The following is a 13,100-nucleotide window of genomic DNA, read 5'->3' as shown; positions in this document are numbered from 1 at the left end:
GGCACCTCTAGGATCGGGTCGACCGGGTGACGGTGAACTTGGCGTTGCGGGCGATCTGCACGGTGGGGCCGACCAGCGACTCCAGCTCGCTGCGGTAGTTCAGCGGTGAGTTCCACACGCACCACAGCTCACCGCCGGGCCGCAGCACGCGGGAGACCTCCTCGAACATGCGCAGGGCCACCCGGTCGGTCACGGCGCCGCCGCTGTGGAACGGCGGGTTCAGGGCGATGAACGAGGCGCCCGCGTCGGGACGCCGGCTGAGCAGATCGTCGCGCACCACCGTCACCCGGTCGGCGACGCCGTTGGCGAGCATCGTCTCCCGCGCCGAGGCGACCGCCGCCGCCGACGTGTCGGTGGCATAGACGAAGTGCTTCGGATGCCGCAGGGCCAAATGGGCGGCCACGGCACCGGTGCCGCACGCGAAATCGATGAACGGGTCGTCGGCGGTGCCGCCCGGTGGCCGGTAGGGGAGGTAGGCCAGCAGCAGCCGCGTCCCGATGTCGAGCCGCGCGCCGGCGAACGCGCCGCCGTAGGCGCGCAGCTCGAGGGTGCCGTCGCGGCCGGCCGCCGGCACCGGGTCGCGCCCGTTGCGCGGCCCCCGGGCGATCAGCACCCGGGACTTCTGCCGGGCGTGCGTGACATCGAGGGTGTCGAAGTGCTCCCGCAGCACGTCGTTCATCGACAGCGACATGTGCTTGATGCGTCCGCCGGCATATACCGTGACGTCGGGGGCGGCGTGGGCGGCGATGAGCCCGGCGATGTCGCGCAGCGCGTCGAGCGACCGGGGCAGGCGCAGCAGCACGACCCGCGCTCCGGCGACCAGGTCGGCGCTCAGCGGCATCGACCGCACCGTCAGGCCGAGCCGCTCGGCGTTGGCGGCCAGGGCCCGCTCGCCGGTCACCGCGTCCTGGTGCACCCGCACGCCGCGGGCGCCGGCGTGCGCGGCGGCCAGCGACAACGCGCCATAGCCGTCGCCGATGACGACGATCTCGCCGTCGCCGGCGGTGGCCAGTGCGGCATCCGCCTCATCGAGGATGAGACGGTCGGCGGTGTCGGCGGCGACCAGGTCCGAACCCGACACGTCGGGCCAGCGACGGAGCGCATCGAAGGGGAAGAAGCTCACTCGCCGTCGGACCCGTCCGCGTAGCGCAGCCGTGCGTCGGCGGGCACGCACTCGTCACCGATGCGGATGCCGGATGCCAGCCGGCCCTGCGCCCGCAGGTCGAGCAGTGATTCGACCGCGCGGCGCCGCAGCTCCCACGGGTCGATCGTGTTCACGTACACCTTCGTGCCGCCCTCGAACCCGGCCGGGTTGGAGATGCGCCACTTCAGCACGACCCGCCACGGCATGGGCCACGGGGCCGACGGCGGCCGGTAGTGCCACTCCTCGTTGGTGGGCACGTGCACGCCGGTGGCCGCGTGCAGCGCGTGCACGAGATCCGAGACCGCGCGGATGCCGGCATCCGAATGCTCCTGCGGCAGGTTCGCATCGGAGGTGGAGCACACCACGAACGCGGGGTACCGGTGCCCGACGCCGGCGAAGGCGACCGCGCCGTCGGTGGCGGCCACCAGCAGGCGCTGCCCGACGGCGAGATCCACCTCCCGGTGCTGATAGAGATGGCGGTCGGATGCCAGCATGCGCAGCTCGCGGTCGACCTGCGGCCCCGGTTCGTCGATCGCGACCAGCTGCTTGTGCAGGTGGTCGAACGAGGCGCCGGCCGGCCGCAGCCAGTTCTGGAACACCGCGGTGTACGCGGCGCCGGGCTGGGCGGCCTGGATCTCGGCGAGGGAGCGCACCGTGAAGGCGAAGTAGGCCGCATGCTCGTCGGAGCTCAGCACGCCCGACGAGACCAGCTGATCGTCGGTCTGCGCGTCGTCGACGACATGGCGCCGTGCGACCACGACGTCGTGCGACCCGCCCAGCAGGTCCAGCGCGGCCTCCTCGAGCGAGACCTGGGTGCCCGACGCCGCCGCGCGCACCGCGGCGAGCTGCTCGATGTGCGCGCGGCCGGCGGGATCGGACAGGTACTCCTGGGCCCACTCGAACACCGCGGCGGGTTGGCGGAACCCGTGGTTCTCCCGCCAGTACTCGGCCGACACGATCTCGAACAGGTTCGCAAAGCGGCGGAACTCGGCGACGCTGTCGAACAGCCGCGAGGCCGGAACGTGACGATGTTCGACGAAGTCCGGGCCGACCAGCCGCGCCTTCTCGGGGGTGGTCTCGAGGTAGCGGTCCGGGCAGAACGCGCACAGGCGGGTGTGCTCGCCGCGGGCGAGCCGGCGGGGTTCGGGGCGCGCCGCCGTCAGCGGGCGATGCGCCCGCCCCGGCACGGTCCACACCCGGGTGCCGGTGAGCGGCCCTGTCTGCTTGACCGTGCCGTCGGGCATGCGCACGATCGGCTGCTGTGTCGCCTCGCTCACCCCGCCAGCCTACCCGCGGCTATCTGACGTTGCCCCCTCGCAGCCGGGACAGGGCGTCGACGGTCGCGGCGAGGATCAGCACGCCGCCGGTGACCAGCAGGTTGATGCCCGCCCCGAGTTTGAGCAGTGCCAGGCCGTTGGTGATCGACGCGATCACCAGGGCACCGATGGCGGCGTGCAGCAGCCGTCCGCGTCCACCGAACAGGCTCACCCCGCCCACGACGGCGGCGGCCACGCCCGACAGCACGATGTCCCGGCCGGCGGCGCCGTCGACCGAGCCGATGCGGGTCTGCGCGAACAGTCCCGCCATCACGGCCAAGCCTGAGCAGATCACGAAGCACCACCACTTCACCCAGCGCACCTTGATGCCGGCGCGACGGGCCGCCTCGGCATTGCCGCCGATCGCGTACACGTACCGGCCGAAACGGGTGCGGTCGAGGGCGAACGTGCCGATCCACAGGATCGCCAGGACCACCGGCACGATGACGGGCACGCCCTCGATGGGGATGACCGACTGGGAGCGGTTGAGGCTGAGGATGGCCACGGCCGCCCCGCCGAGCACGGCGATGACGCCGAGCTTGATCCAGACCAGCGAGATCGCCCGGTTGGGCACCCCGGCACGGGTGCGGCGGCTGCGATCCCAGAACGACATGCCCGCGGAGATCGCCAGCATGACCGCCAGCATCACCCAGCCGCCCCACACCGGAAGTCGGCCGTTCTGCAGTGCGATGAGCTCGGGGGCGTTGATCGGGTAGAGGCCGCCGGCCCCGATGATCAGCAGCGCGAGGCCCTGGTACCCCAGGAACAGTCCCAGCGTGACGACGAACGAGGGGATGCCGACGCGCGCCACGAGGAACCCGATGAGGGCCCCGGTGGCGAAGCCGACGCCGAAGCCGAGCAGCAGCGCGAGCGGCCAGGGGACGTCGAACTTGACATTCAGCACCGCGAACGCGGCGATCGACACGCCGCCGGTGACCCCGGCGGACAGGTCGATCTCGCCCAGCAGCAGCACGAACACGAGGGCCATCCCCAGCACCACGAGCGAGGCGGCCTGGTTCATGAGGTTCGCGAAGTTCGTGGGCGTGAGGAAGTACGGGCTGAGGAAACCGAACAGGATGGCGAGGAACACCAGCCCCGCGATGGCGGGGAGGGCCCCCATGTCGCCGCCGCGGACGCGCTGCCACCAGGCGGTGAACTGCTCGGCCAGGCCACCCTCGACACCGCTGCCGATGAGGTCGCCGGCGACCGGGTCGGGTGCCGCGGCGGTGCGCGGAGTCGTCTGCGCGGTCATGCGTCGCCTCCCACGGGGATGTTGCTGGTGCCGATCAGCTCGACGCCGGCGGGCACCTTGGTGCCGGTGATGTAGCCCACGACGTCGTCGCGGGTCGTGTCGGCCGCGTCGATCTGCGCGACCATCTGGCCCAGATAGAGCACGGCGATGTCGTCGGCGACGGCGAACACGTCGGCGAGGTTGTGGCTGATGAGGACGACGGCCACGCCCTGCTCGCTCAGCCGCTCGACGAGGTTCAGGACCTGCTCGGTCTGGGCCACGCCCAACGCCGCCGTGGGCTCGTCGAGGATGACCACGCGCGCCTTCTTGAGCACGGCGCGGGCGATGGCGACGGTCTGGCGCTGCCCGCCGGACAGGCTCGACACCTTCTGGCGCACCGACTTGACGGTGCGCACCGACAGTGACCGCAGCGTGTCGGAGGCCTCGCGCTCCATGCGGCCCTCGTCGAAGGTGCCGGTGGACATCTCTTCACGTCCGAGGAACATGTTCTGCACGATGTCGAGGTTGTCGCACAGGGCGAGGTCCTGGTAGACGACCTCGATGCCCAGGTGGGCGGCGTCACGGGGCGTGTGCAGAGCGGCGGGGACTCCGTCGACCAGCACCTCGCCGTCGTCGTAGGGCTGCACGCCGGCCAGGCCTTTGATGAGGGTGGACTTGCCGGCGCCGTTGTCACCGACCAGGGCGGTGACCTTGCCGGGATGGACCTTCAGATTCACGCCGCGCAGGACGTTGACGGGACCGAAGGATTTCTTCACATCCCGCAGTTCGATGATGGGGGTGGTCATGGATTCGCTTCCTTGTGCTTCGGGTGCGGGCGGCGAGGTGGCGAAGGGGCGCCGCGCCGGTGACGACGCGACGCCCCTCGCCCGATGGCTGCTTACTGCACGCCGAACTCGGCGCACTTGTCGGCGAGGCTGACCCCGTCGATCTCACCGGCGCACACCTCGTCGGCCGAGGCGTCACCGGCGGCGACGACGTCCTTGACCTCGTTCGGGCCCACCAGCTGGGGCGTCACGGCGATGTAGGGCGTCCCGTCTTCGAGCTCCTGGTCGGCGCTGGGCGTCTCACCGCTGAGCAGGGCGATGGCGACCTCCACGGCGGCCTCGGCCTCGATCTTGACCGGCTTGTAGACCGTCGCGGTCTGCCACCCGGTGAGGATGTTGCGCAGGCCCTCGAGGTTCGCGTCCTGACCCGACACGGCCACCCCGGTGATGCTCTTGTCCTGCAGCACCTTGATGACGCCGTCGGCGTTGGTGTCGTTGGCCGCCCAGACGCCGTCGACCTTGCCGTCGTTGGCGGTGAGGGCCTGCTCGAAGTTCGTCTGCGACTTCGCGCCGTCCCAGACACCGGTCGGCTCGGCCACAGGGGTGATGCCCGCGCCCTCCATGACCTCGACCGCGCCGGCGCGGAACATGGCGGCGTTGCCGTCGGTCGGGTCGCCGCCCATGTAGAACACCTGCGCGTCGGCCGGGTCGACACCGGCGGCCTCGAGGCCGTTGAGCACGGTCTGGCCCTGCAGGCGGCCGACCTCGACGTTGTCGAACGACACGTAGTAGTCGGCACCGGTGAACGGACGGTCGTAGGCGATCACCGGGATGCCCTGGCCGCTGGCCTTGGTGGCCACGCCCTCGGCGGCGCCGTTGTAGTCGACCAGGAGCATGACGCCGCAGCCCTGCGTGAGCTGCTGGTCGGCGATGGTCGCGTACTTCGAGGTGTCGGCCTGTGCGTTCTGGATGTCGACCTCGAAGCCGGCGGCCTCCAGGCCCTCCTGCAGGTACTTGCGGTCGAAGTTCTCCCAGCGGGGGGAGGAGGCCGCGTCGGGCAGGATCACGCAGGCGCGGGCGGCGGTGACGTCGCCGTCGCCGTCGCCGTCGCCGTTCCCGCCGGTGGGGGCGGGGTCGCCGGCGCCGGCACAGCCGGTCAGGGCCAGCAGGGCCAGGCCGCTGACGGCGGCAAGGGTGGACAGGGAAGACTTCTTCATCATTCGCCTCTCGTCATCGAGCGATTCGGGTGCAGCGCGTCGGTGCGCTGAAGACGATCATGATGCGTTCACGTCTTGGCGTCAAGACTTGAACGTAACGCTTTCGCATCTGCCGCACCCGGTTCGACCGGTGAACGCAGCGGTGTCAGGCGCGGCCGCTGGCGGCGCGGCTGCGGCGCGACAGGGCGTCGACGGTGACGGCGAGCACCAGGACCACGCCGGTGATCATGAACTGGATCGACGCGTCGAGGTTGAGCAGCGTGAGCCCGGAGGAGATCGACTGGATGACGATGACGCCGAGCAGCGCGGCGAAGGCGGTGCCGCGGCCGCCGAACAGCGACGCGCCGCCGATGATGGCGGCCGCGATGGCGTTGAGATGGGTGTCGCCGGCGCCCGAGCTCTGGTTGGCGGCGGCGAGCCGGGCGGCCGCGAGCACGCCGCCGGTGGCGGCCAGCGTCGAGCACAGGGCGAACACCGACAGGTAGATGCGGTCGACGCGGATGCCGGCACGTCGCGCCGCTTCGATCGAGCCGCCGACCGCGTAGACGGCGCGCCCCCAGCGCGTGCGGGTGAGCGCGAGGTGGGCCACGACCACCAGGGCGAGGAACACGAGGAACATCACCGCCACGCCGCGGGACTGGTTGAGATACCAGGCGGCCACCAGCAGCACCGTCAGCAGGGCGCCGGCCCGCAGCGCGATGCTCCGGTAGCCCTGGCTGTCGAGGTTGGCCGCCGCCCGGCGCCGGGAGCGCTGCACGAGTGACCAGGCGTAGGCGCCGACGGCGGCGACGACCACCAGGTACGACGCCCACGCGGGCAGGAACAGGTGCTGCGCGAACTGCACGAGCCACGAGTCGAAGGGCAGGTTGATCGAGCCGGCGTCGCCCAGCACCCACAGCTGCACGCCGAGGAAGCCCAGCAGGCCCGCGAGGGTGATGACGAAACTGGGCAGCCCGAGCCGGATGCACAGGATGCCGTAGAGCATCCCCACCAGGCACCCGGCGGCGAGGGCCGCGCCGATGGCCGCCACCAGCGGCCACTGCAACTGCACGAACGTCACCGCCAGGATGGCCGACGCCAGCCCCGACACCGATCCGACCGACAGGTCGATCTCGCCCAGCAGCAGCACCAGCACGATGCCCAGGGCCATGGTGCCGATCGCGGCGCACTGCATCGTCAGGTCGACGAGGTTGCGGCTGGACAGGAACACCGGGTTGAGCACCTGGAACGCCGCCCAGATGACCACGAGGCCGGCGATCACCGGCGCCGCGCCCAGGTCGCCTCCGCGCAGCCGCGCCCACGCGCGGGCGGCGGTGCTGCTCACGCCGACGTCGTCGAGGTCCGTCGTCACGAGGCGCCCCCGTCGCGACGGCGACCGCGTGCGCTCAGCGGGATGATCGTGCCGTCGGTGCGCACGGCCGGCTCGGGCGCGGTGGCCGATCGGCGACTGACGGAGTTGTCGACGGCACCGGTGATGGCGGCGATGAGCACTTCGCTGGTGACCTCGGCGGCGTTGTACTCGCCGTTGTTGCGCCCCAGGCGCAGCACCACGATGCGGTCGGCCACCGCCAGCACGTCGGCCATGTTGTGGCTGATCAGCACGACGCCGTGCCCACGCTCGCGCAGCCGTTCGATGAGGTTGAGCACCTCGGCGGTCTGCGCGACGCCGAGCGCCGCGGTGGGTTCGTCGAGGATGACCACGCGCGGCTCGCCGATGAGCGACCGGGCGATGGCGACGGTCTGGCGCTGACCGCCCGACAGCGACGCCACCGGCGTGCGCACCGAGGGGATCTTGGCCGACAGCTCGCGCAGCAGCGCCCAGGTGCGCTGCTCCATGTCGACCTCGTCCAGACGCGCACCGTCGACCAGCTCCCGCCCGAGCCACAGGTTGGCGACGACGTCGAGGTTGTCGCACAGTGCGAGGTCCTGGAAGACGGTCGCGATGCCGAACTCCTGCGCGGCGGCCGGGCTGCCGATGTGCACCGGCTCGCCGTCGAACCGGATCGTGCCCGCGTCGGGCGGATGGACGCCGGCGAGGACTTTGACGAGGGTGGACTTCCCGGCGCCGTTGTCGCCGACCAGGGCCACCACTTCGCCCTCGTTGACGTCGAAGTCGACGCCGGTGAGGGCGCGCACGGCACCGAAGTGCTTGTCGATGCCGCGCATCGACAGCACCTGCTCGCGGGGCCGGCCGGCGCGGTGGGGGATGCTCATGGAGTTCAGAGGATACCCGCGGCGGCGCAGTCGTCGGCATAGGCGGGCGTGCAGATGTCGTCGACGGTCCAGAAGCCGTCCGCCACGACGGTGTCGAGGATGTCGTCGACGGTCACCGCGACCGGGTCGAGCAGGGTCGCCGGGGTGCCGTCGACGGTGGTCTCCGCGGCGATCTCGCGCCCGTGGATGAGGTCGACGGCCGCGTCGGCGGCGAGGGTGGCCTGCTGTTTCAGCGCCTTGTAGACGGTCATGTACTGGTCGCCCGCGACGATCCGCTGCAGGGCGGTCAGCTCGGCGTCCTGACCGGTCACCACCGGGAACGGATCGACCGCGGCGGCCCGGAGCGCGGCCACCGCACCACTGGCGGTGCCGTCGTTGGCGGCGTAGACCCCGGCGATGCGGTCGCCGAACTGGGAGATCTGGCCCGCCACCCAGTCCTGCGCCTTGTCGGGACTCCAGTCCGGCGTGTCGTACGAGGCGAGCAGCGTGAGGTCGCTGGCGTCGATGACCGCGCGGGCGCCCTCACGGAACCGGGACGCGTTGCTGTCGGTGGGGGAGCCGTTGACCATGAGGATGGCGGCGTCGCCGAGCCCGCGCGCCTCGAGCTCGGCCACCAGGGCGGTGGCCTGCAGGGTGCCCACCCGTTCGTTGTCGAACGAGATGTAGAAGGCGATCTCCCCGCCGGCGATCATGCGGTCGTAGGCGATGACCGGCACGCCCTGCGCGTTGGCGGCGGTCACGATGGTGACGGCCGCACGCCCGTCGACCGGGTCGAGGACCAGCACCGAAGCGCCGGCGGCCAGCGCCGATTCGGCCTGCTGCTGCTGGCGCGCGGCATCCTGGTCGGCGTTCGCGTACATCACGTCGTAGTCGCCCAGCTCGGCGATGCGCTGCTCGAAGACGGGCCGGTCGAAGGTCTCGTACCGCGCGGTCTTCTTGTCGGGCAGCAGCAGGGCGATGGGGCCGTAGGCGCTCGTGCCGCGGGGTGTGCAGCCGGTCAGCGCACACGCGGCGAGGATCGCCGCCACGGCGAGGCACACCAGCCGGATCATGCCGTGATCGCAGCCACGCCCGCATCGACCCGGACGTGGTCGAGGGCCACCGCGATCGCTCCTCGCGTCTCGGTCCACTCCCCGTAGGAACTGGCCACGATCTCCGGCAGACCGCCGGCGGCCGCCAGGGCGGAGCGCTGCAGCGAGTGGCGCATCGGGGCCATGAGGATCTCGCCCGCGCCGGCCAGTTCGCCGCCGACGACGATGACCTCCGGGTCGAACAGGTTGCACAGGCTCGCGGCGGCGATGCCGATGTGGCGGCCGGCATCGGCCAAGGCGCGCTGCGCGCCGGAGACCCCGGCATCCGCGGCGGCGAGCAGGTCGCGCAGGCGCTGCATGCCGTCGTCGGGCGGGAACAGGGCCAGCAGGGCGGGGCCGGCGGCGTACATCTCGAGGCAGCCGCGGTTGCCGCACCGGCAGATGGGCCCGTTCTCGTCGATCGTCATATGGCCGATCTGACCGGTCTTGCCGCTGGCGCCGCGGAACAGATCGCCCCCGACGACCAGGCCCGCACTGATGGTGTGACCCACCCGGATGTACACCGACGAGGAGGCGGTGCGCGCGGCGCCCTCACGGGCTTCGGCGAGGGCGCCGAGGTTCGGCTCGCTGTCGACGAAGACAGGCCGCCCGGTGCGGGTCGACAGGCTCGTCGCGATGTCGATGCCCTCCCACCCGGGGAGCAGGCCGGGGGTGGAGATCATGCCGCTGCGCGGGTCGACGGGGGCGGGCACGCCCAGGCCGATCGCGAGCAGATCGCCGATCGTGCCGCCCAGCGACTCCATCATCTCGCCGAGCATGATGCTCAGCCGGTCGAGTTCGGCGTCATGGCGGTGGCCGGGCGCGAGCGGGATGGAGGTCTCGGCGACGGTGGTACGGGTCGCGTCGGCGATCTGGATGTGCAGCTGCCGGGTCGAGAAGTGCGCCCCGGCGACCAGGCCCACCTCGCGGGCGAGTGCGACGAGGGTGGCCCGCCGTCCGCTGCGGGAGGTGAACGAGGTGTGCAGGATGCCGGAGGCGGTGAGCTCCTTGACGATGTTCGAGACGGTGGCCGGCGACAGCCCGGTGCTGCCGGCCAGCTCGATCTGCGTCAGGCGCCCATGCCGCTTGAGCGCATCGAGCAGTCGTGCTCGATTCGCTTCCCGCAGTGAGGACTGCGATCCGGGTGGAGTGTTGCGGCGCACCACACCGGCCACTGTACCGCGTCGGCCCCGAACCGCGACGGGTTCGGGGCCGACGATCTGCGGCGGATCAGCGATTCTGCGGGGTCCGGATCGCGGCGGTCTCCGCGGTGAGCCGGTCGCGGTCGACCTGGTCGATCTCGTGCAGGGAGATGCCCTTCGTCTCGCGCATGGACACGACGGCGACCAGCGTGATGGCCGCGGCGATGGCGAGGTAGATCGCCACCGGCATCCAGTTGCCGAAGCTCGACAGCAGCGACGACGCGATGATCGGGGCGAGCGACCCGGCCACGATGGAAGTGACCTGGTAGCCGAGGGAGACCCCCGAGTACCGCATCCGGGTGGGGAACATCTCGGACATGATCGACGGCTGGGGTGCGTACATGAACGAGTGGATCACCAGGCCCAGGCAGATGGCCAGGATGGCGCTGGTCTCCATCTCGAGCGCGATCTTCAGGTAGGTGACCGAGAAGGTCACGACCAGGCGCGGTACCTCCTTGTAGAGCGCGGCGGCAGGGGGGATGCCGCGATCGCGACGCTAGCTGAGAGGTCGTTCAGGTTCAAGGATCGTGCGCGCACAGGCGATGTGCGCCAGTGCACGGCCTGTTTCAGGTGTCGGTGTGCAGACGCACGCGCACGATGTTGGTGGACTCGTCGAGGTCGGCGACGGCCGGGTAGGCCTTGACGAAGTCAGAGAACGAGCGGTGCCCGAGGGCCTTCTCGCTGAAGGACGGGTCCATGCGGCGCAGCAGGTTCTTGACCGCCGACAGGTGCAGCCACTCCTCGTCGGTGCGCTCCTGCTCCAGGCGCAGCGCGCGGCGCAGGAGCTCGGCGGTGGGGTCGGCCTTGGTGCGCCGCCGGGTGGGGGAAGCGGTGGCATCCACCTTCTTCTGCTTCTCCGTGGTCGGCGCCTGCACCCCCGGCAGGGTGTCGTACGCGTCGAACTGGTCGCATGCGGCGGCCAGCGACTTCGCGGTGGAGCCGGCCACGCCGACCCCGACGACGAAGCGGCCCAGGCGCTTGCAGCGCTGGGCGAGCGGGACGTAGTCGCTGTCGCCGGCGACGATGACGACGTGGGTGAGATCGGGCAGCCGGAACATGTCCTCGACGGTGTCGACGGCCAGGCGGATGTCGGCGCCGTTCTTGGCGTACGCCGCCGCGGGGAACAGCTGCACGAGGTCGACGGCGCGGGCCACCAGCTGCGACCGGTACTCCGCGTTGACCGGGGACGACCAGTCGGCGTAGGCGCGGGTGAGCACGAGCGTGCCGAACGAGGCGGCGTAGTCGATGATCGCGCCCACGTCGATCGTGGCGGCGGCCAGGCGCTCGGCGATCTCGGGCTCGGCGGGGTTCTCGGCGATGCGCTGGCGGTCGCGGGAGTAGGCGTTCCGCCCGTGCACCCGGTCGTACCAGCTCATGACGATGTTGTCGAAGTCGAGGTAGACGGCGACGCGGGCGCTCTGCAGCTCAGGCATGCCCCCAGTCTGACAGTCCGGCCGCCCGCGGCGCAGGCACGTTGAGTACGCGCACAGCAGGGCCATAGACTCACGGCATGCCCCTGCTCTCGCTGATCGTGCTGGCCGCCATGGTGTTCGCGATCGTGGACATCATCCTGCGCGACAGCGGGCAGGTGAAGCACATGCCGAAGCCGGTGTGGCTGATCCTGGTGATCATGCTGCCGATGCTGGGCACGATCCTGTGGTTCGCCCTGGGCCGGGAGTACCCCGTGCGCGAGGCGCGCCCGGCCCCGCCGCAGTTCGCGCCGTGGGCCTCGGCTCCGCCGGCCCCGGCTCCGGTGGCACCGCGCCTGTCGACCGAGCAGCAGCTGGCGGCGCTGGAGCGGGAGATCGAAGAGGAGCGGCTGCGCGCGGAGATCGCCCGGCGGCGCGCCGAGCGCGGCGACACCGGCACCGGGCCCGCGGCGGGGTAGCGGCGGCTCAGCGCGCGGGGTAGTGCACCCCGATCTGCGCGCGGATCTCGTCGAGCGTGCCCATGATGCGGATGCTGTCGGCGAAGGGCAGCAGGTCGCTGTCGGTGCGCCCGGCCGCGATGAGCTGCTCGGCGTACAGCGCTTGGTACTGCATGCCGCGGCCGGGCACCGGTGTTTCGTACGTCTCGAGCACGGTGCCGTCGTGTGCGGTGACGCGGAAGGACGTCGGGCAGTACCAGACCCGGTCGATGTCGATGCGGGCCTCGGTGCCGATGATGTGCGCGGTGTTGGGACCGGCGGCCCGTGATGAGGTGAGGGTCGTCGACACGGCGCCGCCGGCGTGCGTGAAGACGGTGCCCACCTCGGTGTCGGCGCCGGTGTCGCCCAGACGGCCGGCGGCGGTGATGGTCTCCGGCGCGCCGAGGATGTCCCAGGCGAACGAGACCGGGTAGATGCCCAGATCGAGCAGGGCCCCGCCGCCCAGCTCCAGGGCGTTGAGCCGGTGGGCGGGGTCGGCGGTGATGCGCTGGGTGTGGTCGGCGTGCAGCGCCCGGATCTGGCCGAGGGTGCCGGCGGCGATGATCTCGCGGATGCGGATCATGTGCGGCAGGTAGCGCGTCCACATCGCCTCCATCGCCAGCAGCCGGTTGTCGGCGGCGAGGTCGCCGATGGCGCGCGCCTGGTCGGCGTCGAGGGTCACCGGCTTCTCGATGAGCACGTGCTTGCCGTGCTCCAGGGCCAGGGCCGCGGTCTCCAGGTGGTGGCTGTGCGGCGTGGCGATGTAGATGATGTCGATGTCGGGGTCGGCCACGAGGGCCTCGTAGGAGCCGTGCGCCCGGTCGATGTCGAAGGTCTGCGCGAACTGCGCGGCCGCCTCCGGGCGGCGCGAGCCGACGGCGCGCACATCGAGGCCGGCGGTGCGCAGGTCGCTCGTGAACAGGTGGGCGATACCGCCCGTGGCAAGGATTCCCCAACGCAGTCCGGTCATGCGTCGAGACTATCGGTGTGCACCGGGTCGCTCGTACCCGGCATC

Annotated in this window: 12 protein-coding genes and 1 pseudogene; 1 reads left to right on the top strand and 12 read right to left on the bottom strand. The window is 71.4% G+C overall.

Features of this window, described 5'->3' with window-relative positions:
• Nucleotides 1–7 precede the first annotated feature (7 nt).
• The 11 genes and pseudogenes from ACQ143_RS04280 to ACQ143_RS04230 all read right to left on the bottom strand — a co-directional run bounded on the left by ACQ143_RS04280 (nt 8) and on the right by ACQ143_RS04230 (nt 11,612).
• Nucleotides 8–1,123, bottom strand: a complete 1,116-nt coding sequence (locus ACQ143_RS04280) for a class I SAM-dependent methyltransferase (protein WP_449569454.1) — start codon at nt 1,121–1,123, stop codon at nt 8–10.
• Nucleotides 1,120–2,388: a DUF4921 family protein gene (locus ACQ143_RS04275; protein ID WP_449569592.1), complete on the bottom strand. Its 1,269-nt coding sequence runs from the start codon at nt 2,386–2,388 to the stop codon at nt 1,120–1,122. Before ACQ143_RS04275 ends, ACQ143_RS04280 begins: the two co-directional genes overlap by 4 nt.
• A 52-nt stretch (nt 2,389–2,440) precedes the next feature.
• Complete coding sequence (locus ACQ143_RS04270) at nt 2,441–3,712, bottom strand: sugar ABC transporter permease (protein ID WP_449569453.1); 1,272 nt, start codon at nt 3,710–3,712, stop codon at nt 2,441–2,443.
• On the bottom strand, nt 3,709–4,497 hold the full coding sequence (locus ACQ143_RS04265) for an ATP-binding cassette domain-containing protein (RefSeq protein ID WP_449569452.1): 789 nt from the start codon (nt 4,495–4,497) through the stop codon (nt 3,709–3,711). Before ACQ143_RS04265 ends, ACQ143_RS04270 begins: the two co-directional genes overlap by 4 nt.
• 92 nt (nt 4,498–4,589) lie before the next feature.
• The gene (locus ACQ143_RS04260; RefSeq protein ID WP_449569451.1) at nt 4,590–5,696 is read right to left on the bottom strand and encodes a sugar ABC transporter substrate-binding protein; all 1,107 of its coding nucleotides are present in this window, start codon (nt 5,694–5,696) and stop codon (nt 4,590–4,592) included.
• Between the two features lie 142 nt (nt 5,697–5,838).
• Nucleotides 5,839–7,044, bottom strand: a complete 1,206-nt coding sequence (locus ACQ143_RS04255; protein ID WP_449569450.1) for a sugar ABC transporter permease — start codon at nt 7,042–7,044, stop codon at nt 5,839–5,841.
• Nucleotides 7,041–7,907: an ATP-binding cassette domain-containing protein gene (locus ACQ143_RS04250; RefSeq protein ID WP_449569449.1), complete on the bottom strand. Its 867-nt coding sequence runs from the start codon at nt 7,905–7,907 to the stop codon at nt 7,041–7,043. The genes ACQ143_RS04255 and ACQ143_RS04250 overlap by 4 nt, the downstream gene beginning before the upstream one ends.
• 5 nt (nt 7,908–7,912) lie before the next feature.
• The gene (locus ACQ143_RS04245; RefSeq protein WP_449569448.1) at nt 7,913–8,959 is read right to left on the bottom strand and encodes a sugar ABC transporter substrate-binding protein; all 1,047 of its coding nucleotides are present in this window, start codon (nt 8,957–8,959) and stop codon (nt 7,913–7,915) included.
• Nucleotides 8,956–10,143, bottom strand: a complete 1,188-nt coding sequence (locus ACQ143_RS04240; RefSeq protein WP_449569447.1) for an ROK family transcriptional regulator — start codon at nt 10,141–10,143, stop codon at nt 8,956–8,958. The genes ACQ143_RS04245 and ACQ143_RS04240 overlap by 4 nt, the downstream gene beginning before the upstream one ends.
• Before the next feature lie 64 nt (nt 10,144–10,207).
• Nucleotides 10,208–10,621, bottom strand: a pseudogene (locus tag ACQ143_RS04235) (MFS transporter); the annotation flags it as partial.
• 124 nt (nt 10,622–10,745) lie between these two features.
• A complete protein-coding gene (locus ACQ143_RS04230) occupies nt 10,746–11,612 on the bottom strand; it encodes an NYN domain-containing protein (RefSeq protein ID WP_449569446.1) in 867 nt (288 codons plus the stop codon).
• Between the two features lie 77 nt (nt 11,613–11,689).
• On the opposite strand from ACQ143_RS04230, the gene ACQ143_RS04225 reads away from it, so the two are divergent.
• Nucleotides 11,690–12,067 (top strand): PLD nuclease N-terminal domain-containing protein, encoded by a 378-nt coding sequence (locus ACQ143_RS04225; protein WP_449569445.1) that lies wholly within the window; start codon nt 11,690–11,692, stop codon nt 12,065–12,067.
• A 7-nt stretch (nt 12,068–12,074) separates the two neighbouring features.
• On the opposite strand, the gene ACQ143_RS04220 is transcribed toward ACQ143_RS04225, so the two are convergent.
• Entirely contained in the window at nt 12,075–13,055 is a 981-nt protein-coding gene (locus ACQ143_RS04220) for a Gfo/Idh/MocA family protein (RefSeq protein WP_449569444.1), read from the bottom strand.
• Nucleotides 13,056–13,100 lie beyond the last annotated feature (45 nt).

Source organism: Microbacterium pollutisoli (assembly GCF_053586795.1).
The sequence above is the reverse complement of the archived record's forward strand: the minus strand, read 5'-3'. Positions and strand labels throughout refer to the sequence as shown.

What these genes read in the sequence shown, in the direction of transcription:
- ACQ143_RS04220 (WP_449569444.1), bottom strand. Translation starts at nt 13,055, where the DNA reads ATGACCGGACTGCGTTGGGGAATCCTTGCCACGGGCGGTATCGCCCAC.
- ACQ143_RS04260 (WP_449569451.1), bottom strand. Translation starts at nt 5,696, where the DNA reads ATGATGAAGAAGTCTTCCCTGTCCACCCTTGCCGCCGTCAGCGGCCTG.
- ACQ143_RS04225 (WP_449569445.1), top strand. Translation starts at nt 11,690, where the DNA reads ATGCCCCTGCTCTCGCTGATCGTGCTGGCCGCCATGGTGTTCGCGATC.
- ACQ143_RS04265 (WP_449569452.1), bottom strand. Translation starts at nt 4,497, where the DNA reads ATGACCACCCCCATCATCGAACTGCGGGATGTGAAGAAATCCTTCGGT.
- ACQ143_RS04245 (WP_449569448.1), bottom strand. Translation starts at nt 8,959, where the DNA reads ATGATCCGGCTGGTGTGCCTCGCCGTGGCGGCGATCCTCGCCGCGTGT.
- ACQ143_RS04275 (WP_449569592.1), bottom strand. Translation starts at nt 2,388, where the DNA reads ATGCCCGACGGCACGGTCAAGCAGACAGGGCCGCTCACCGGCACCCGG.
- ACQ143_RS04250 (WP_449569449.1), bottom strand. Translation starts at nt 7,907, where the DNA reads ATGAGCATCCCCCACCGCGCCGGCCGGCCCCGCGAGCAGGTGCTGTCG.
- ACQ143_RS04270 (WP_449569453.1), bottom strand. Translation starts at nt 3,712, where the DNA reads ATGACCGCGCAGACGACTCCGCGCACCGCCGCGGCACCCGACCCGGTC.
- ACQ143_RS04230 (WP_449569446.1), bottom strand. Translation starts at nt 11,612, where the DNA reads ATGCCTGAGCTGCAGAGCGCCCGCGTCGCCGTCTACCTCGACTTCGAC.